Raw genomic sequence first — 18,606 nt, forward strand, 5'->3', positions numbered from 1 at the left:
CGACCCAGGCGTTGGTAATTCTGGCCAGGAAGCTCGCACGAGTGGCATTCGCCCTGATGAGAAATCAGGACGAATACGTTACCAAAGGCGGGAAAATGGCTTGCTGAGAACCATAGAATCTCCCACAGGGGTCGCGCCAGCTTTTAGACGTTGAGCAAGACAGTTGCGACCAAAGATATGTGGGTTGCTCCTCAAAAATGGACAGGTTCAAGCTGCAGTATGAGCTCTGTGCTGCTCAGGGCTGAGCCAGCAGTGGCGCTGCCGGCGGCTTGCCGGACATAGGGCCTGTGGGTACAGTCTGCGCCATGGATAAATACACCCCTCACCAGTGGCTGCCGCACGAAAAGCCCAGCCTGCCCGGTTCCCCTTCCACGCCCCTGCATACACCGGCCAAACGCCTGGCCTTCGGCATGGTCGGGCTGCTGGTGGCGATCACCGGCGGCCTGGGCAGCGCGCTGGTCACCGCCAACCTGGTGTTTCTGCAAGGGGCCCTGGGCGCGACCACTGCGGAAATGGCCTGGTTACCCGCCGCCTATGTCATGACCAACGTGTCGATGAACCTGCTGCTGGTCAAGTTTCGCCAACAGTTCGGCCTGCGCGCCTTCACCGAAGTATTTCTGGTGCTTTACGCACTGGTCACTTTCGCCCACCTGTTCGTCAACGACCTCAACTCGGCCATCGCCGTGCGGGCCGCTCACGGCATGGTAGGGGCCGCGCTGAGTTCGCTGGGCCTGTACTACATGATTCAGGCGTTCCCCGCGCAGTGGCGGCTTAAGGCCATGGTGCTGGGCCTGGGCGCCTCGCAGCTGGCCCTGCCGCTGGCGCGGATTTTCTCCGAAGACCTGCTGCAGATCGCTGAATGGCGCGGCCTGTACCTGTTCGAACTGGGCCTGGCACTGGCCGCGCTCGGTTGCGTACTGCTGCTCAAGCTGCCCCCCGGCGACCGCTTCAAAACCTTCGAGCCGCTGGACTTTCTGACCTTTACCCTGATGGCCAGCGGCACCGCCCTGCTCTGCGCCGCCCTGTCCCTGGGGCGCATCGACTGGTGGCTGGAAGCGCCGTGGATAGGGGTCGCCCTGGCCGCGTCGATCGCCTTGGTGTTCAGCGGCCTGGCCATCGAGCACAACCGCCAGAACCCGCTACTGATGACGCGCTGGCTGGGCAGCGGCGCGATCATCCGCCTGGGCCTGTGCGTGATCCTGATTCGCATGGTCACCTCCGAGCAGTCCACCGGCGCCGTGGGGTTTCTGCAGGTGCTGAACATGGGCAGCGAACAGATGCGCACGCTGTACTGGGTGATGCTGTTCGGCGCGGTGGCGGGCCTGGCCACCAGCGCCCTGACCATCAGCCCCAACCACCTGGTGATCCCGCTGTTCATCTCGTTGCTGGCCATGGCCACCGGGGCGTTCATGGACAGCAGCTCGAGCAACCTCACCCGGCCGGCGCAGATGTACCTCAGCCAGTTCCTGCTGGCCTTTGGCAGTACCTTCTTCCTCGGCCCGTCCATGGCCCTGGGCATCAGCCACGTGCGCGCCAACCCGCGCAACCTGGTGAGTTTCTCGGTGCTGTTCGGCATCTGCAACAACCTCGGAGGCCTGATCGGCGCCGCGCTGCTGGGGACCTTCCAGACCTGGCGCGAAAAATTCCACTCCAGCCACCTGGTCGACCGCCTGAGCTACCTCGAACCGCTGGTCAACGCCCGCGTGCAAAGCGGTGGCAGTGGTTATGCCGGTATCCTCGCCGACCCGGCGCTGCGCAGCGAGGCCGGCCTGCGCGTATTGGCCAACGCGGCCACGCGTGAGGCCAACGTCATGGCCTACAACGATGTGTTCATGCTGATCGGCAGCATCGCCATCCTCACCATGATCTGGATTTGCATCCGCGGTTCCTGGCTGTGGTACACAGCCCGCCAGGCCGCTTCACCCGATTCCTCCAGCGGTACTACCAACCGATGACCGACCAAAGCCGCACTACCACCACCACTGCGCTTGCCGAGACCCCGGAAGGCGCCACACCGCCCAGCGAACCCACCAGCCCGGTGCGTACGCGACGGGTGCGTATCCTGTCTTCGATCATGTTTGCCTGCGTGGCCCTGGCCGGCATCCTGCTGGTGCTCTATGCCTGGCGCCTACCGCCGTTCGGCAGTGCCATCGAAAGTACCGAAAACGCCATGGTACGCGGCCAGGTCACCATCATCGGGCCGCAACTGAGCGGTTATGTGGTCGCTGTGCCTGTACATGACTTCCAGTTCGTCAAGGCCGGCGATTTGCTGGTGCAACTGGACGACCGCATCTACAAACAACGCCTGGCCCAGGCCATCGCCCAATTGCAACAGGAGCAAGCGGCGCTGGCCAACAACCTGCAGCAGCGCAACAGCGCCGAAGCCACCATCGCCCAACGTCAGGCCGCCATCGGCGATGCCAAGGCCCAGGCGGACAAGGCCCGCGCCGACCTCAGCCGCAACCAGGCACTGGTCAGCGATGGCTCGGTGTCGCGCCGCGACCTGGACGTCACCCGCGCCAGCCAGGCCGCTGCCGTCGCCACCCTGGCCCAGGCCAAAGCCGCGCTGGCCATCGCCCGTCAGGACCGCGAGACGGTCATCGTCAACCGCGCCGCACTGGAGGCCTCGGTGGAAAACGCCAAGGCAGCCGTGGAGCTGGCGCGCATCGATCTGGACAATACCCGGGTCACAGCCCCGCGCGATGGCCAACTGGGGCAGATCGGCACGCGCCTGGGGGCCTACGTCAACTCCGGCGCTCAACTGATGGCGCTGGTACCCGATACCGTGTGGGTCATTGCCAACATGAAGGAAACCCAGATGGCCAATGTGCGTATCGGCCAGCCGGTGACCTTCACCGTCGACGCCCTCAACCACCTGAAGCTGCGGGGCCATGTGCAGCAGATTTCACCGGCCACAGGCTCCGAGTTCGCTTTACTGCAAGCCGACAACGCCACCGGCAACTTCGTCAAGATCGCCCAGCGAATACCCGTGCGCATTACCGTCGATGCCGACCAGCCAGCGGCCAGGCGTCTGAGCCCTGGGATGTCGGTGGTGGTGAGTATCGATACCCAGGATGAAAGATGACTGGACCGGCCCGCGATGAATCTGAGAACTACGTCGAGATGCCGTCTTGCCACGATTGCGCCGCTCTAGCCCGTGGGTTCTAATTCTGACCAACCGGTTTTATCTTCGCCATCCAAGGACGCTTGATCATGTACAGGAAGCTCGTACCGCTGGCGCTGCTGGCCACTATGGCTGGCTGCTCGGACACCACGGACACCCGCGAAACCCATTTCCAGAACGCAGCGCAAGCCTACCTCGACACCCAGTACCCCCACTGCTTCGTGGTCACCTCTTTCCCCGCCAAGACCCAGGATTTCGACACCAGTGGCACCAACAAGGCGCTGCACGCGCTGGCGCAAGTCGGCGTGGTCAGCGAGAAGGAAATTTCCCGCACTGAAGTGCCAGAACGCCTGTGGCAGCCGGCACGCACCGACATCTATTACGCCTACGACCTTACCGATGAAGGCCGCAAGTACTACAAGGCTGACGCGCAGAAAACGCTCAACGGCAAAACCCGCGGCGGATTGTGTTTCGGCAAGGCGCAGGTCACTGCGATCGAGCGCTTCACCGAACCGGGTGAGGTGATGGGCCAGACGATTTCCAATGTCACCTACGCCTACAAGATCACCGGCCTGCCGGCCTGGGCGGCGGACGACGAAGTGCAAGCGAACATTCCCACGCTGCATGAGGCCGTGGCCACCAACCAGGCGCCGGTCAAGGAAACAACAGCGATGGTGCTGACCGACAAGGGCTGGGTGCACGAGCGCTTGTTCGACAAGTGAGGTGCCTACCGGCCCCTTCGCGGGGCCGGTCAAGTCAAAGCCACCAGGCCAGCACCAGCGGCAACCAGGCAAACGACAACACGGTCGAGCACATCACCAGGTTGGCCACCTGCTCCGGCTCACGGTTGGCGCGCACCGCCATCAAGTAGTTGAACACCGCCACCGGCATGGCCGACTGCAGCATCAGCACCGCCCGCTCCATCTGCTCCAGCCCCAGCGCCATGCCCACTGCCCAACCCACACCCGCCCCCAGCACGATGCGCACGCCGCCCAGCACCAGGCCGCTGGCGATGTGCTGCGCGCGGATGCTCGCCAACGACACGCCCAGGGTCAGCAGCATCAGCGGAATCGACATGCCACCGAGCAGGTCTGCCGTATTGGCCAGCCAGCGCGGCAGTTCGAAGTCCAGGAAGATGATCGGCATGGCCCCAGCCAGGCTGATGACGATGGGGTTGCGCAGCAGCGCCTTGAACGAGGCTGCCGTACCGGAGATAGCCATGCCAAGCGTGAACTGCACGATCGACAGGGTAAGGAAGAACGCTACCGCCAACGCCAGCCCATGCTCACCGAAGGCATACAGGCTGATGGGCAGGCCCATGTTGCCGGTGTTGGGGAACATGAACGCCGGCACCAGCACGCGCCAGTGATGGCCCGAGGCGCGGCACACCAGCCAGCCGCCCACCGCCATCGCCAGGGTGCACAGCAGGCAGGCCATTGCCATGCTGGTGAAAGCTGCCGGGTCCAGTTCGGTACGGCTGAGGGTCGACAACACCAGCGAAGGCGTGCCCACGGTCATGACCATGCGCGCGACGAATGCGGTGGGGTAATCCAGGCCTTTGCGGGCCCAGGCGTAGCCGATGCCGGCGACGATGAAGACCGGGGCCAGAACGGCGAACAGTGAAGCGAGCATGGGGTAAGCCTTCCTTGGAAAGGGTGCAGGGCGACATTATGCAGCAGGCGTCAAGGCCCTGCGGCTGATTTGCTGCTCTCTTGAATACCGGGTAAGGCTCAAAATGGCCCCCTTCCGACCTGCGGCGTCGCGTCGCAGCCCCTGGCCCCTTGGGTAAATCGTGCGCAGGCCGTAGAATCGCGCCTCCTTTTCGCCCGTCGCCTTGAACGGTGGCAACCGGCAGCAACGACAGAGTCCGTGCCTGACCACATGCCCGTCATGTGAAATAGGCTCAACCGACCCCGCCCGGCCCAGCGCTTCATGCTGCCAGCGGTTGAGTCTTGCCCAGGTCGCATCCAGCCCAGGCACACCCGTGCAACCTCGCGGCCCTCATTGGGCCTGTTTGGCGTGCGCGTTCGAAAAGGCGCTCTCTCACCGCCACTCCAACTTGAGGTTTGTATGTCTGCGCGTTTGCTGGCCATGGCGCTGGCGCCCCTGCTCGGGCTGTTCATCATTGCCCTGGGCAACGGTTTCATGTCTTCCCTGACTACCCTGCGCCTTGGCGCTGCCGGTGAATCGGCAACGATGATCGGTATCGTTTCGTCGAGCTACTTCCTGGGCCTGACCCTGGGCGCAATCTTCAACGACCGACTGATCCTGCGCATCGGCCATATCCGCGCCTACTCCAGCTTCGCCGCGCTGATCGCCGCGACCATCCTGCTGCAGGGCCTTTTCTACGACACCACCTGGTGGTCGATCCTGCGCCTGATCAACGGCTGGGCTGCGGTGGGCGTGTTCCTGGTGATCGAGAGCTGGCTGCTGCTGGCGGGCGACGCGAAGATCCGCGGCCGGTTGCTGGCGCTGTACATGATTGCCTTCTACGGCGCCGGGGTGATTGCCCAGGCCGGTTTGGGCGAAATCACGCACCTGGGTGACAGCGCACCGTTCATGCTGGCCGGCATGCTGGCCGCGTTGTCGGTGCTGCCGATCGTGATCCTGCCGCGGGTATCGCCGCTGCTGGACCAGGTCGAACCCTTGAAGCCACGCCAGTTGCTGGGTGTGGCGCCGTCCGGGCTGGTCGGTTGCTTCGGTTCGGGCGTGGCCATCGCCGGGATCTACGCCTTGCTGCCGCTGTACCTGCAGCGCATCGGCCTGGACGTGGGCGAAGTCGGCAACATGATGGCCTGGGTGATCCTGGGCGCCATGCTGTTGCAGTATCCGGTGGGGCGCTGGTCCGACCGCAAGGACCGCCAGGACGTGCTGATCGCCCTGGCAGCGCTGTGCGTGGTGCTGTCGTTGATCACCGTGTTCCTGCCCTCGCAGTCACCGTTACTGCCGGTGATGCTGTTCCTGCTCGGTGGTGGGGTGTTCGCGCTGTACCCGGTTGCGGTCAGCCATGCGGCCGACCGGGCCCCGTCCGATGCGCTGGTGCCGATGATCCAGGGCCTGCTGCTGATCAACTCGCTGGGGTCGGCCATGGCCCCGCTGGCGATTTCGCCAGCCATGACCGAGTTTGGCGAGGCGGGGCTGTTCTGGGCCTTCGCCGTGGTCAACCTGGGCATGGTGTGCTTTTTCCTCTGGCGCCGCGGCAAACGGCCAGCGGCGGAGCACCCGGCACCGTTTACCGCCTCGACCACGTTCTCGCCGACTGGCGCAGAATTGCGCGTGACCGAAGATCTGAAGCAGGCGGCGCAGGAGCACCCGCCGCTGGAGCCAGCAGAGGCTCCGGCCCCAGGCGTCAACGCCCACTGAAGCCAGGGGGCTGCCGGGCGGCCCCCAGGGTGACCGCCCGTCGCCCCAAGGGCACCCGGCCATCATTGGCCAGCCAAACGAATGACAGATCATCCGCACAGGAGATTCGCCATGATCCGCATTCGCCCCCTCCCCCTGCTCTTCACGCTCGCCCTGGGCCTTGGCTCGGCTACCAGTTTCGCCGCTTCTGACACCTCTAATACCAACACCGACGCCTACCCGAAAACCGACCAGCAAGGCGGCAAGACTGCCGGTGACGGTAGCAGCGTCAACAGCCCCGGCAGCAGCCGGGATAACGACAGCGCCAACACTGGCGGCGATGCGGCCGATGGCGCCGCAGGCGGCTCCAACAGCACTGGCGAAGCGACGGGGTCTGGCGCTGGGCATACCGGCGGCACTGCCGAGGACCAGGACAGCCGCTGACGGCAGCCTGGGCTACACTGCGGCGAGTCGCCCTGCCAAGGAATCGCCATGAACCTCAAACCCTGGCTGCTCGCCGCGCTGCTGCCCTGCACCGCCCTGGCTGCGGGCAGCGACTCCGGTGCGCTGTCGATCAGCTCATCATCGTTCACCGATGGGGGCGTCATCGCCCTGCAGCAGGTCGGGCCCGACCCGGCCTGCGGCGCGGGCGAGGAGCTTACCCCGCAGTTGAGCTGGATGAATTTGCCTGCCGGCACGCGCTCGCTGGCTTTGGTGATGTTCGACCCGGACGGCGGCAAGGGTATCGGGGTGGTGCATTGGGTCGCTTATAACATCGACCCTGAGCTGGGTAGCCTCAAAGAAGGCAAGTACGCCTTGACCACCAAGGGTGTGACCGTGGGCCGTAATTCGCGCGGCACCCTCACCTACCGCGGGCCGTGCCCCCCAGCCGGGGACAACCCGCACCACTATGCCTTGACCCTGATAGCCACGGACATACCCATCGGCATCTTGCCCGAGGGGCTGGATCGCAATGGCCTGATGGAGTTGCTGCAAGGGCATGCATTAGGTGCGCAGAGCCTGGTTGGCAAGTATGGACATTGAGTCTGAGCGTACCGGCGTTGTCGCAGGCAACCCCGGAGGCCACCATGCCCTCACCTGAAGCAGCCCTGCGCCTTAGCTGGCAGCAAAACGCCCAGCGCTGGATCGAAGCCGTGCGCAGCGGGGCTATCGAAAGCCGGCGGCAAGTCACCGATCAAGCCATGCTGTTCGCGATACTGGGCCGCCAGCCTGAGCGCGTTCTGGACCTGGGTTGTGGTGAGGGGTGGCTGCTGCGCGCCTTGGCCGACCGCGGCATCGATGCCACCGGGGTGGATGGCGATGCCGCGCTGGTTGAGGCAGCACGCAAAGCAGGCTCGCCGAAGGTGCACCTGGCCAGCTACCAGCAACTGTGCGATGGCGCGGCCCAGATCGGTACGGGTTACGACCTGATCTGCAGCAACTTCGCCTTGTTGCATCAGGACATCATCCCGCTCCTGGTGGCGATCAACGGGCTGTTGGCCCCTGGCGGCGCGCTGGTGATCCAGACACTGCACCCCTGGAGTGAGGCGCACGGGGATTACCAGGATGGCTGGCGTGAAGAGTCGTTTGCCGGGGTAGCCGGGAAGTGGCAACCCATGCCGTGGTATTTCCGCACCCTGGCCAGTTGGTTGAACGCGTTGGACATGGCAGGTTTCAAGGTGGTGAGCTTACAAGAGCCGCAACACCCACAAAGCACAGCGCCGCAGTCATTGTTAATGGTGGCTGATCGGGTGGGTTGACTCTGGACCAGGCAGGCACAGCGAAGCAGCCTGCCATTCAGCAATCAAATACTGCGCATTCCAACATTTAATTTGTGGATGTGCAGCGCAGGCCCCTATGCTGTCCATGCATCCCCTGCACGCACCGGCCGGTGTGGTCCAAGGCATGGGGAGAGAACAACAAGTCGAGATCGTTCATGTCGAATCACTCCTACTTCGCCCCCCACGGTGGGCACCCGGCTCAAACCGAGCTGTTGACTGACCGTGCCATGTTCACCGAAGCCTACGCCGTTATCCCTAAAGGTGTGATGCGTGACATCGTCACCAGCCACCTGCCGTTCTGGGACAAGATGCGCATGTGGGTCATCGCACGCCCACTCACCGGCTTCGCCGAAACCTTCGCCCAGTACATCGTCGAAGTGGCCCCCGAAGGCGGCAGCGAGCGCCCTGAGCTGGACTCTAACGCCGAAGCCGTGGTATTCGTCGTCGAAGGCGAAATCGACATCACCGTCGAAGGCAAGCATCACACTCTGGGCCAGGGCGGTTACGCGTTCCTTGCCCCGGGCGCCGAGTGGAGCCTGCGCAACAACAGCAAATCCAATGTCACCTTCCACTGGCTGCGCAAGCACTACCAGAAGGTCGAAGGCCTGGACATCCCTGAGTCGTTCGTCACCCACCGTGACAATGCCACTGTCATCGAAATGCCGGGTACCGAAGGCCGCTGGGTCACTACCCGCTTCGTCGACATGGCCGACATGCGCCACGACATGCACGTCAACATCGTCACCTTCCAGCCCGGCGGCGTGATTCCGTTCGCTGAAACCCACGTCATGGAACATGGCCTGTATGTGCTGGAAGGCAAGGCGGTGTACCGCTTGAACCAAGACTGGGTCGAAGTGGAAGCGGGCGACTTCATGTGGCTGCGTGCATTCTGCCCGCAAGCCTGCTACGCCGGCGGCCCCGGCAAGTTCAGCTACCTGCTGTACAAAGACGTCAACCGTCACGTGCACCTGACCCTGAACCCACAGCGTTAAGCCCTCGATGTTGTCGCAGAGCCCGCCACCTGGCGGGCTTTGTGTTTGCGGCACACCGGGTCAAGGCCTGCCGACGTCGCCCTCAACGCTTAAGGCAGCCTACTGAACCACCCCGCAAGCCACCCGCGCACCACCGCCACCGAGCTTCTCGGGGTGGTCACTGTGGTTGTCGCCCCCGGCATGCACCATCAGCGCGTGCCCTTTGAAGTCCGACGCCTTCAGGCGTGGGGCCAGTACCGGGTAGGTGGCCTTGCCATCCGCGCCCACATACAGCGCCGGCAGGTCACCGCGGTGGCCGCTGTCGTCGTAAGGGCCCTTGTGTGCATTGGTCGAGTCCGGATCCCAGTGGCCGCCCGCTGCACCTGCAGGCACAGGCTTGCCATTTTCCTCGGCAGGTGCGCATGAAGGCTTCTGGTGCAGGTGGAAGCCGTGGATACCCGGTGGCAAGTCTTTGAGGTCTGGGGTGAGCACGGCGCCGTACTTGCTCTGTTCGATGCTGACGGTGCCAATCGTTTTGCCTGGGCCATCCGGAGTGGCCAGTTGCAGTTCCACGGTCTGCGCAGCCTGGGCCAGGCCGGCCGTGGCCAGCAAGGCACTGAATACCACTGCTTTCATGATGTATCTCCATGGTTTGAGGTGAACGGTTACCCACATAACAGGTGGGACTGCACAGGTTGGCAGGCATTCAATCCGGCCACAGAATGAAATACTTCCACCCAAACCCAACAGCGCATCCTTCAGAGCCAAAACAAGCGTTTCATCCAACCCGCCAGCCACGCTAACCTGTGGCCGTTACCCGGCCACGGATCCCGCCCATGCTCCACCTCCTGCTGACCACGCTGGTTCCCATCATCCTGCTGATCGCCCTGGGCACATTCCTGCGCGTACGCGGTTTTCTTGCCGAAACCTTCTGGCCTGGTGCCGAACGCCTGAGCTACTACGTGCTGCTGCCATCGCTGTTCCTTCATGGCCTGGCGACCGCCAACCTCGAAGGTGTGCCGGTGCTGGGCATGGTCGGTGTGCTGATGCTCTCCACCGTGCTCGGCGCCGCGCTGCTGGTGCTGTATCAAGCTGCGGTGAACCACGATGGTGCAGACTTCACCTCGGTGTTTCAGGGTGGTGTGCGGTTCAACAACTATATTGGCGCTACCCTGGCCGCCGGGCTCTACGGCAGTGCGGGCATTGCCCTGGCAGCGGTGGCCAATGCCGCCATCGTGCCGTTGGTGAACCTGCTCTGCGTGCTGGTGTTCGCCCGCTTCAGCGCACGCCACAGCTCCCCGGCCACCGTGCTGCGGGCGATCTTCGCCAACCCGCTGATCGTTGGCTGTGCCGGCGGGCTGCTGCTGCGCGTCACGGGGTTGGGGCTACCCGCGGGCATCGAGCCAACGATCAAGGCGCTGGGCCAGGCCGCCCTGCCCCTGGGCCTTTTGTGTGTCGGCGCGGCACTGGGCGGCGCCAGCGTCGGCCAACAGGTGCGCCCGCTGCTGGCGGCGTCGACCTTCAAGTTCCTGGTCATGCCGCTGACCACCTGGGGCCTGTGCCGCCTGCTCGGCCTGAGTGGCCAGGCGGCGGTGGTGGCGGTGTTGTTCCAGGCATTGCCTACAGCATCGTCGTCCTATGTCATGGCGCGGCAAATGGGCGGCAACGCGCCGTTGATGGCGACCATCATCGCCTTGCAGACCGTAGCCGCCGCGGTAACCCTGCCTTTGGTGTTAATGCTTTCGCTCAATTGAATACGCTTGGCTAGACTGAGGATCAGCCCACACCTCGGAACCTGCACCATGCGCCTATCGTGGATGGTAATCGGCTTCACCTCAGCCCTGCTCGCAGGCCCATTGAATGCTGCTGACACTGCCAAGGCCACCGTTGCCGAGGACAAAGCCGAGGTGCTTGAAGAGAAGGTGGTCGACGATGCGCCTGCACCGAAAAAAGCCGAAACCCTGACGCCCAGCGAGGTCAAAGCAGTCGACCCCGCAGGCCAGGCACCGCTGGACGACAGCATCACCTGCCTGGCACGCACGATCTACTGGGAAGCCAAAGGTGCCGATGAACAGGACATGAGCGCTGTGGCCAGCGTGGTGCTCAACCGCCTGGGCAAGGACGGTTTCCCCGACACCATCTGCGGTGTGGTCAAGCAAGGGGTGGAGAGCAAGTCCTGCCAGTTTTCCTGGTGGTGTGACGGGCGCGCCGACCAGGTCGAGGAGCCGCAACGCTACGACATCGCCAAAGAGATCGCGCGCAAGGCGCTCAACCAGCAGCTCAAGGACACCACCGGCGGCGCGCTGTACTTCCACGACCGCACCGTGCACCCCGACTGGGCCAAGGCCTACCGCAGGACCGCCCAGACAGGGCGCTTCTTGTTCTACAAACCCAACCAGGCGTTGGCACGCTGAGCCGGGTGATCGTCGCGCCCTGACGCCAACGAACGTTTACCCACGCCGTGCAGTCAAACTCAAGCCCCGGTAATGCGTGGCAACTCATCGCACTTTTACGGCGGCCCGCGGTCTACCACCTCTTTTGTCGCCTGCAAGCCATTGCTGGTGTTTTCATTGCTTTGCACGACACCGGGCCAAAAGCCTTGGGCTTGTGTAGGATGAGCAGCGCATACCAAGACGCTGCCAGTCACAGGGAGATCCACATGCGCGTCCTGTCATCCGTTGCCGCCTTGTCGTTAAGCCTGGCCGTTTCGACTTCGAGCCTGGCTGCCAACGGCGAAGAAGCGCAACTGATCGATTCGATCAATGCCTACCGCAGCCAGGCCCAACCCTGCGGCGATGAAGCATCGCTTGAGCTGCCGCCGTTGAACAGCGACACCCGCCTGGCGCTGTCGCCCGAAGGAACGCGCGACCTCCAGCAGGCCATGACCCGCGCGGCCTACCCCATGGTCAACGTTCAGGCCATCAGCCTGTCCGGCCCGCGCGATGCGCGCGCCGCCATGCATGCCATCCAGGAAAGCTTCTGCCAGGTGGTGCTCGACCCACAGTTCGTCGACATCGGCGTCAGCCAGGAAGGCCGTGACTGGCGCATCGTACTGGCGCGCCCATTGCTCAGCGGGCGCCTGGGCGACTGGCAGGCTGAGGGGCAAAAAGTCCTGCAGGCGATCAACACTGCGCGCAAGGCACCACGGCAATGCGGCGGCCAACCTTTTGCCCCGGCACCCGCGCTTGGCTGGAGCACTGTGCTGGCGGGGGTGGCGGCCAACCATACCAGGGCCATGGCCAACCAGAATTTCTTCGACCACATCGACCGCGACGGCCGCACCCCAGGTGATCGCGCTGAACTGGCCGGCTACCTGTACCAGCAGATTGGTGAGAACATCGCAGCCGGGCGCGACTCGGCGCAGAAGGTGGTGGATGGCTGGTTGGCCAGCCCCGGGCATTGCGCAACCTTGATGAACCCAGACTTCCGCGAAATGGGTGCCGCCTATGCCGTGGACCCAAAGAGCGATGCGGGCATCTATTGGACGGGGTTGTTCGGCACACCGCAGTGAGCCCTGTTATGCAGCACCTACGCGTTGCGGCTGGCGAACGGTCGCTGGACTGAACAGCTGAACACACCGATAAGAAAAGGCGCACGACATGGCTCTTGATACCTGGCTCATTTACCTGCTGGCAAGCATCGGCCTGTCGCTGACCCCAGGGCCGAACAGCTTGCTGGCACTGACCCATGGCGCGCTGTATGGCGCTCACCGCACCTTGTTCACCATCGTTGGCGGCGTGTTCGGCTTCAGTGCGCTGATCGCCCTGGCCATGTTCGGGCTGACGGCCCTGCTGCAAACGTCAGCGGCGCTGCTGACGGTGTTGAAGTGGGTCGGTGGCGCCTACCTGGTGTGGTTGGGGATCGCGCTCTGGCGCAGCCCCGCCTTGCACCTTGAGATGGACGCGCGAGCCGCGCAGCTGAGCAATGTCGGCCTGTTCCGCCAAGGCCTGCTGTCGGCCATGGCCAACCCCAAGGTACTGCTGTTCTACGGCGCGTTCCTGCCGCAGTTCATCGACCCCCAGCGCGGCTTGCTCATGCAGTTCCTGATCATGGCTGCCACCTTCGCCAGCGTGGAATTCATGGTCGAATACCTGCTGGCGCGGTTGGCGTTTCGTATCAGGCCCTGGCTGGCCAGAGGTGGCAAGGGTTTCAATCGCTGCTGTGGGGGGATGTTCGCATTGATCGGGGTGGCACTGCCGCTGGGCCGCTAGGGCTCAACGGGCAGGTTCGCGGCGTTCCACCAGAAGGAACACCAGCAACGCCAGGCCCGGTAACGCAGCCCCCAGTACTGCCACACCCTGCCAGCCATAATCGGCAAACACCGCGCTGGCCGCTGCCGAACCCAATGCACCGCCGAGGAAAATGCTCGTCATGTACAGCGCATTGAGCCGCCCACGGCTGGCCGGGTCCAGCGCATAGACCTCGCGCTGGCCGATGACCATGTTCATCTGCACGGCAAAATCCAGCAGTACCCCGGTCGTTGCCAGGCCGATGACGCTATAGCCCGGTGCGGTCAACCCCAGCAGCAACGCCACAGGCGCCAACACCAAGGCCAGCAGTGAAGCGGCGCGGGCATGGCCGGCATCAGCCAGGCGCCCGGCCAGTGGCGCGGCAATGGCCCCGACTGCACCCACCAGGGCAAACAGCGCGATCTGGCTCTGCGAAAGGCCATGCTCTGCCACCAGGAACAGCGGAACCGCCGTCCAGTACAGGCTGAACGACGCGAACATCAACGCTTGGTACAGCGAGCGCTGGCGCAACACCGGGTACTGTCGCAGCAGTGCGCTCAACGAGCGCATCAGTGCCGCGTAGCTGGCCTTGTGGTCGGGTACCCGGCGCGGCAGGGTCAGCACCAATAGCAAGATGATCGCCAGCATCAGGCCCGCAGCACCGATGAACACCATGCGCCAGCCGAAATGGTCAGCCACCAGGCTCGACAGCGGCCGCGCCAGCAGGATGCCCAGCAACAGGCCGCCCATGATGTTGCCGACCACACGCCCGCGCTGCTGCTCCGGTGCCAGGTGCGCTGCCAGGGGAATGAGCATCTGCACGGCGACCGAACTGAAACCGATCAGCAGCGCGTACCCCAGGAACAACAGCCCCTGGCCAGCGCTGCTGGTCCCTGCCAACACCAGGCTGGCGCAAGCGAGCGCGGCGGTGAAGATCATCAGCCGGCGGTTTTCGACCAGATCGGCCAGCGGTACCAGCAACAGCAGGCCCAGCGCATAACCCAACTGGGTCAATGAGACGATCAGGCTGGCGCGCTCTGCCGACAGCCCAAGGTCCGGGGCAATCAAACCGACAATCGGCTGGGCGTAATAGATATTGGCGACGATAGCACCGCAGCAGAACGCCAGCAGGGTGATCAGGCCACGACTCAGTACTGGAGCTGTAGCCTGCGCAGCGGCTAGGGAGGGATTCATGCGAAGTTCCTCGGCATCAGTTGGAATATGCAGGGCACCTTAGCGGTAGATCCCCGGCAGGAGAATCCGGCCTGGGCGCAACGGGGCTTTGCACCCTGCGCAACGCCAGTGCCTCAGGGCACCAGCAGCGCTTCGCAGAACCTGACGAAGGCCTGCACGCGGCGCGAACCGCGATGGTTGGGCAGGTACAAGGCATTGATGCTGGCGTTGGCGGTGCCTGGGCTGACCTGCCAGGTATCGAACAGGCGTTGCAGGCGACCGGCCGCGACATCTTCGCGCACCAGCCAGTCAGCCAGCAGCGCGATGCCGCTGCCGGCCAGCGCAGCTTCACGCAGCAGATCCGCATTGGCGCTGCGCAGGGGGCCCCTGACATCCAGCTCCAGCACCTCATCGCCCAGCCGCAAACGCCAAGGCCGCACCACCTGCCCATAGCTGAAGCGCAGGCAGGCGTGGTCGAGCAACTCACCAGGGTGCTGCAAGGGCTGGCGACCGGCCAGATAGTCAGGGCTTGCTACCAGCCAGCGCTCGAAGCGGCCCAGTTGCCGGCACACCAGTTCATCGCTGGGCGCAGGGTCGCCAAGCCTGATGGACACGTCGTAACGGCCGCCCAGCAGGTCATCGACCCGGTCACTCATGTCGATGTCCAGCTCCAGCGCGCGATGGCGCGCCAGAAACTGCCCCAGGTGTGGGGCAATCACCCGGCGGCCGAACTCAACCGGCAGGCACAAGCGCAGCACACCCACCGGTTCCTCGCCCCGGTCGGCGACACTGGCATCGGCTTCATCCAGCGCGTCGAAGATTTCACGTGCACGGGCGTAGTAACGGGCACCGGCTTCAGTCAGGGTGACCTGGCGCGTGGAGCGGTTGAGCAAGGTTGCCCCCAACGCCGACTCCAGCGCATCGACCAGCCGGGTGACCGACGAAGTGGCAACGCCAAGCTGGCGCGCTGCGGCGGAAAAGCCCTGGGCGTCGACAGTGGCAGCGAACATCTTCATTGCCAGAAGCTTGTCCATATGAGTCCTTTGGCGTTTTGTCTCAGAAAAGTCTTACATTCGAGATAGGTGGTCAAGAAGCGCGCCGCATTTCGATCCAGTCCATAGTGCAACACCTCCCCTACAGCGAGATCTGCCATGACACCTGCCAACGTCCTGACCCACCTCCCGCCGTGTGACCCTGGCGCACCGGAATGGGTCGATGACCTGCTGAAACGCCCGGGCCTGCGCATCGAACGTATCGTTTCCAGCGGCCAGTGCAGCCCACCCGGGTTCTGGTACGACCAGCCCGAAGGCGAATGGATCGTGCTATTGAGCGGCAGCGCCGGCCTGCGCCTCGAGCACGAAGCCTACACACGCTTGCTGGGGCCGGGAGATTGCCTGGACATCCCGGCCCATTGCCGCCATCGCGTGGAATGGACCGCCAAAGGCACGCATACCGTGTGGCTGGCCGTGTTCCATAGCAGTGAAAAACCCTGGCCGGCCTGCTGAGCGCGTTAGAATGGCCACACACATCCCTCGACGTCACGACCATGATCCAGTCCGATCTCGACCTGTTCGGCCCCCAGCCACAACGCTTGGCCAGCCACACCGTGCTGCTGCCCGGCTTTGCCCTTGCGCACGTCGAGCAGCTGCTCGACGCCCTGCGCCCGGTGCTTCGCGCAGCCCCCTTCCGGCACATGCGTACGCCCGGCGGGCTGCACATGGCGGTGGCCTTGACCAACTGCGGTGCGTTGGGCTGGGTCAGCGACGCCCAGGGTTACCGATACAGCCCGACCGACCCCGTCAGCGGCGAGCCTTGGCCAGCCCTGCCTGAAGCGCTGCTTCAACTGGCCGGGCGCGCTGCGGCCGCGGCAGGCTTCGACGGGTTCGTGCCTGATGCCTGCCTGGTCAACCACTACCTGCCCGGCACCCGCCTGAGCCTGCACCAGGATCGCGATGAAGCGGACTTCGGCCAGCCAATCGTGTCGGTATCGCTGGGCTTGCCGGCAGTGTTCATGCTGGGTGGTTTCCAGCGCTCGGACAAGACCAGCCGCATAGCGTTGAGCCATGGCGATGTGCTGGTCTGGGGCGGTGAGGATCGCTTGCGCTTCCATGGGGTATTGCCGATCAAGCCGGGCGTGCACCCACGGATGGGCGAGCGGCGGATCAACCTGACGTTGCGCAAGGCGGGGTGATGCAGTCAAAAAGCCACCCGACATTTCTGCCAGTAGACGCGCGCCGTCCTGCTCCCGGTTAATTGTGCTGACGCCGCCACTCCCCGGGCGGCCTGGTTCAAGGGAGCGAACCCATGCGTGTGATGACAACCACCCTGCTACTGCTGACCCTCGTCGGGGCAACCCGCGTCATGGCGCTGGATCGCAATGAAGAGGCCTATGTCGATGCACCGCCCTCCAGGTACCTGGTCTACTCCGTCACCTGGCAACCCACGTTCTGCATCATGCGGCCCTCGACAGAAGGGTGTGAACAGGCACCGCAACGCTTTCTCACCCACGGTATATGGCCCTACAGCGAAAGCATCGGCAAACTCACCAACCGTCACCCCCAATACTGCACCCAGTCCCCTGACTGCACCAACGGCGAGGCCTGTGCAATGAGCGCCGATGACATGAATGCAGTGCTTGCCAACAAAGCCCTGCGGGACATCGTCACCCGCGAGCCAAAGGGCATGTTCGCGCATGAGTGGCAAAAGCACGGTACCTGCTCAGGCAAGGGAAGGCAGGCTTACTTTCAGGACTTCGTCGACTTGAGAAAAGTCGTGCGTTTTGACAATGAAGCCTTCAATGCGATGGTGGGGAACGCTACCGCGTTCTCGAAGATTCGCGAGGCCTTCCCTGAAAACACGGCGTTCAGATGCTACCAGGATCCGCAGGGCAAACAGTACCTGCACGAGGTGTTCTACCTGGTCGACGACAACGGCACCCCCTACACGGAAGAAAAAAATCTGCAGATCGGCGTTCAATGTGAAGCGAAGCAAACCTGGATCCCGGCGGGTGCCAAGCCTGCGTCCTGAAGCCAGGGTTCAGGTGGGCAAAGAAGGCAATCCCAAGGTACAGCGCGCTCGTGGCGCTGTACCTGTGAAGGTCGGGCCCGTGTGCATGGTCATTTCGCCTGCGACTGGCTCAGGTACTTGTCCACCTCAGCCTTGCCCTCCCCTGCATCCCCTGCCACCTGCCACAATCGCCGCTCGATGCCTTGTGCCAGCAAATGCCCTACCGCCGACTCGATAGCTGACAGCACGCACAACTGCGCCGGTTCGTTGGTGGTGTAGCCCACTTCTGCCTCGAGCAGTTTCTTGAACTCGATGAACTTGAACACCCCAGCGCTACGCCCCACCGAGTAGATGGTCTTGCTGGTCATCACGTTGGCCAGTACCTGCCCGGTGCGCACGTCCACCGCCCGCAGGTTGACCGTGACCTGATCGACACGGTACTCGCGGGAGATATCGATGCCCAGGTAGCGCGCCCCTTCCCCGCCGCTGCGCACATTGGTGTCATAAGCGATGATGCCGCCTTCGAGCATCAGATTGGCCGCTTGCAACGGCGGTAGCTCGGTCTGGATGTTCTCGGGTACGTCGGCCTTTTTCTGCGAGGCGCGGATGATCTTGCGTTCGGTCAGCAGGTTCTGCAGGCCTTCACGCTCCAGCACCACGAACCAGCCACTGGCATTGAGGGCATCCATCAGCATGCTCGCCGCCCCTTGGGTGACGCTGGTGGAGAACGAGCTGGCCGGGGTCGGCTTGTATTGCCCCGTCTGGTCACGGAAGCCGTACACCACTGCCATCAGCCGGCCTTTGGGGCGTGGCATGTTGATCAGGTCATAGTAGGTCGAAGCGCGCGGGGTCAGGGTCGGGCTCTCCGAGTCCTGTTCAGCCGACATCGGCTCGCGCAGGCTGCAACCTTGGAGGCCTTGCAGGGCGGCGAGGATCAGCAAAGTGCTCAGCAGACGTTTCATGGTGTTCTCTCCCCAGAT

General features: G+C 63.9%; 20 protein-coding genes and 1 pseudogene. 16 read left to right on the forward strand and 5 right to left on the reverse strand.

What is annotated here, in order from left to right; translation table 11 throughout:
- From JNA92_RS16325 to JNA92_RS16340, 4 genes and pseudogenes are all read left to right on the forward strand, one after another.
- Positions 1-107 (forward strand): annotated as a pseudogene (locus tag JNA92_RS16325) (IS110 family transposase); the annotation flags it as partial.
- Between the two features lie 198 nt (positions 108-305).
- Positions 306-1,955, forward strand: coding sequence for an MFS transporter (locus JNA92_RS16330; protein ID WP_241805707.1), 1,650 nt, complete (start codon positions 306-308; stop codon positions 1,953-1,955).
- Positions 1,952-3,085 carry an HlyD family secretion protein gene (locus JNA92_RS16335; protein ID WP_241805708.1) on the forward strand — a complete coding sequence of 378 codons (1,134 nt, stop codon included), beginning with the start codon at positions 1,952-1,954 and terminating at the stop codon, positions 3,083-3,085. The genes JNA92_RS16330 and JNA92_RS16335 overlap by 4 nt, the downstream gene beginning before the upstream one ends.
- Positions 3,086-3,213: 128 nt before the next feature.
- On the forward strand, positions 3,214-3,846 hold the full coding sequence (locus tag JNA92_RS16340; RefSeq protein WP_241805709.1) for a hypothetical protein: 633 nt from the start codon (positions 3,214-3,216) through the stop codon (positions 3,844-3,846).
- 34 nt (positions 3,847-3,880) lie between these two features.
- Here JNA92_RS16340 and JNA92_RS16345 read toward each other — a convergent pair whose 3' ends face one another.
- Positions 3,881-4,756 carry an AEC family transporter gene (locus JNA92_RS16345; RefSeq protein ID WP_241805710.1) on the reverse strand — a complete coding sequence of 292 codons (876 nt, stop codon included), beginning with the start codon at positions 4,754-4,756 and terminating at the stop codon, positions 3,881-3,883.
- 438 nt (positions 4,757-5,194) lie between these two features.
- On the opposite strand from JNA92_RS16345, the gene JNA92_RS16350 reads away from it, so the two are divergent.
- The 5 genes from JNA92_RS16350 to JNA92_RS16370 all read left to right on the forward strand — a co-directional run bounded on the left by JNA92_RS16350 (position 5,195) and on the right by JNA92_RS16370 (position 9,239).
- Positions 5,195-6,487 (forward strand): MFS transporter, encoded by a 1,293-nt coding sequence (locus tag JNA92_RS16350; RefSeq protein ID WP_241805711.1) that lies wholly within the window; start codon positions 5,195-5,197, stop codon positions 6,485-6,487.
- Positions 6,488-6,598: 111 nt separating this feature from the next.
- A complete protein-coding gene (locus tag JNA92_RS16355) occupies positions 6,599-6,910 on the forward strand; it encodes a hypothetical protein (protein WP_241805712.1) in 312 nt (103 codons plus the stop codon).
- 48 nt (positions 6,911-6,958) lie between these two features.
- Positions 6,959-7,510, forward strand: coding sequence for a YbhB/YbcL family Raf kinase inhibitor-like protein (locus JNA92_RS16360; protein WP_241805713.1), 552 nt, complete (start codon positions 6,959-6,961; stop codon positions 7,508-7,510).
- A 44-nt stretch (positions 7,511-7,554) separates the two neighbouring features.
- Positions 7,555-8,226: a class I SAM-dependent methyltransferase gene (locus JNA92_RS16365; protein ID WP_241805714.1), complete on the forward strand. Its 672-nt coding sequence runs from the start codon at positions 7,555-7,557 to the stop codon at positions 8,224-8,226.
- A 176-nt stretch (positions 8,227-8,402) separates the two neighbouring features.
- Positions 8,403-9,239, forward strand: a complete 837-nt coding sequence (locus JNA92_RS16370) for a bifunctional allantoicase/(S)-ureidoglycine aminohydrolase (protein WP_241805715.1) — start codon at positions 8,403-8,405, stop codon at positions 9,237-9,239.
- Positions 9,240-9,338: 99 nt separating this feature from the next.
- Here the strand turns inward: JNA92_RS16370 and sodC are convergent, their stop codons facing one another.
- Positions 9,339-9,854 (reverse strand): superoxide dismutase [Cu-Zn] SodC, encoded by a 516-nt coding sequence (gene sodC / locus JNA92_RS16375; protein ID WP_241805716.1) that lies wholly within the window; start codon positions 9,852-9,854, stop codon positions 9,339-9,341.
- A 200-nt stretch (positions 9,855-10,054) separates the two neighbouring features.
- Here sodC and JNA92_RS16380 point away from each other — a divergent pair, with 200 nt between their 5' ends.
- From JNA92_RS16380 to JNA92_RS16395, 4 genes are all read left to right on the forward strand, one after another.
- Complete coding sequence (locus JNA92_RS16380; protein ID WP_241805717.1) at positions 10,055-10,972, forward strand: AEC family transporter; 918 nt, start codon at positions 10,055-10,057, stop codon at positions 10,970-10,972.
- A gap of 48 nt (positions 10,973-11,020) precedes the next feature.
- On the forward strand, positions 11,021-11,632 hold the full coding sequence (locus tag JNA92_RS16385; RefSeq protein WP_241805718.1) for a cell wall hydrolase: 612 nt from the start codon (positions 11,021-11,023) through the stop codon (positions 11,630-11,632).
- A 245-nt stretch (positions 11,633-11,877) separates the two neighbouring features.
- Positions 11,878-12,729 carry a CAP domain-containing protein gene (locus tag JNA92_RS16390; RefSeq protein WP_241805719.1) on the forward strand — a complete coding sequence of 284 codons (852 nt, stop codon included), beginning with the start codon at positions 11,878-11,880 and terminating at the stop codon, positions 12,727-12,729.
- Between the two features lie 88 nt (positions 12,730-12,817).
- A complete protein-coding gene (locus tag JNA92_RS16395) occupies positions 12,818-13,429 on the forward strand; it encodes a LysE family translocator (RefSeq protein ID WP_241805720.1) in 612 nt (203 codons plus the stop codon).
- Positions 13,430-13,432: 3 nt separating this feature from the next.
- On the opposite strand, the gene JNA92_RS16400 is transcribed toward JNA92_RS16395, so the two are convergent.
- Together JNA92_RS16400 and JNA92_RS16405 are read right to left on the reverse strand one after the other, a co-directional pair.
- Positions 13,433-14,641 (reverse strand): MFS transporter, encoded by a 1,209-nt coding sequence (locus tag JNA92_RS16400; RefSeq protein WP_241805721.1) that lies wholly within the window; start codon positions 14,639-14,641, stop codon positions 13,433-13,435.
- Between the two features lie 113 nt (positions 14,642-14,754).
- Positions 14,755-15,654, reverse strand: coding sequence for a LysR family transcriptional regulator (locus tag JNA92_RS16405; protein ID WP_241805722.1), 900 nt, complete (start codon positions 15,652-15,654; stop codon positions 14,755-14,757).
- A gap of 117 nt (positions 15,655-15,771) precedes the next feature.
- Between JNA92_RS16405 and JNA92_RS16410 the strand changes: the two genes are divergently transcribed.
- From JNA92_RS16410 to JNA92_RS16420, 3 genes are all read left to right on the forward strand, one after another.
- Positions 15,772-16,125 carry a cupin gene (locus tag JNA92_RS16410; protein WP_241805723.1) on the forward strand — a complete coding sequence of 118 codons (354 nt, stop codon included), beginning with the start codon at positions 15,772-15,774 and terminating at the stop codon, positions 16,123-16,125.
- A gap of 41 nt (positions 16,126-16,166) precedes the next feature.
- Positions 16,167-16,811, forward strand: coding sequence for a DNA oxidative demethylase AlkB (gene alkB, locus JNA92_RS16415; protein ID WP_241805724.1), 645 nt, complete (start codon positions 16,167-16,169; stop codon positions 16,809-16,811).
- A 113-nt stretch (positions 16,812-16,924) separates the two neighbouring features.
- Entirely contained in the window at positions 16,925-17,647 is a 723-nt protein-coding gene (locus JNA92_RS16420) for a ribonuclease T2 family protein (RefSeq protein WP_241805725.1), read from the forward strand.
- 89 nt (positions 17,648-17,736) lie between these two features.
- Here the strand turns inward: JNA92_RS16420 and JNA92_RS16425 are convergent, their stop codons facing one another.
- Positions 17,737-18,588, reverse strand: a complete 852-nt coding sequence (locus JNA92_RS16425; protein WP_241805726.1) for a CsgG/HfaB family protein — start codon at positions 18,586-18,588, stop codon at positions 17,737-17,739.
- Positions 18,589-18,606: the final 18 nt, after the last annotated feature.

This window comes from Pseudomonas putida, assembly GCF_022627325.1.
GTDB classification, from domain to species: domain Bacteria; phylum Pseudomonadota; class Gammaproteobacteria; order Pseudomonadales; family Pseudomonadaceae; genus Aquipseudomonas; species Aquipseudomonas putida_X.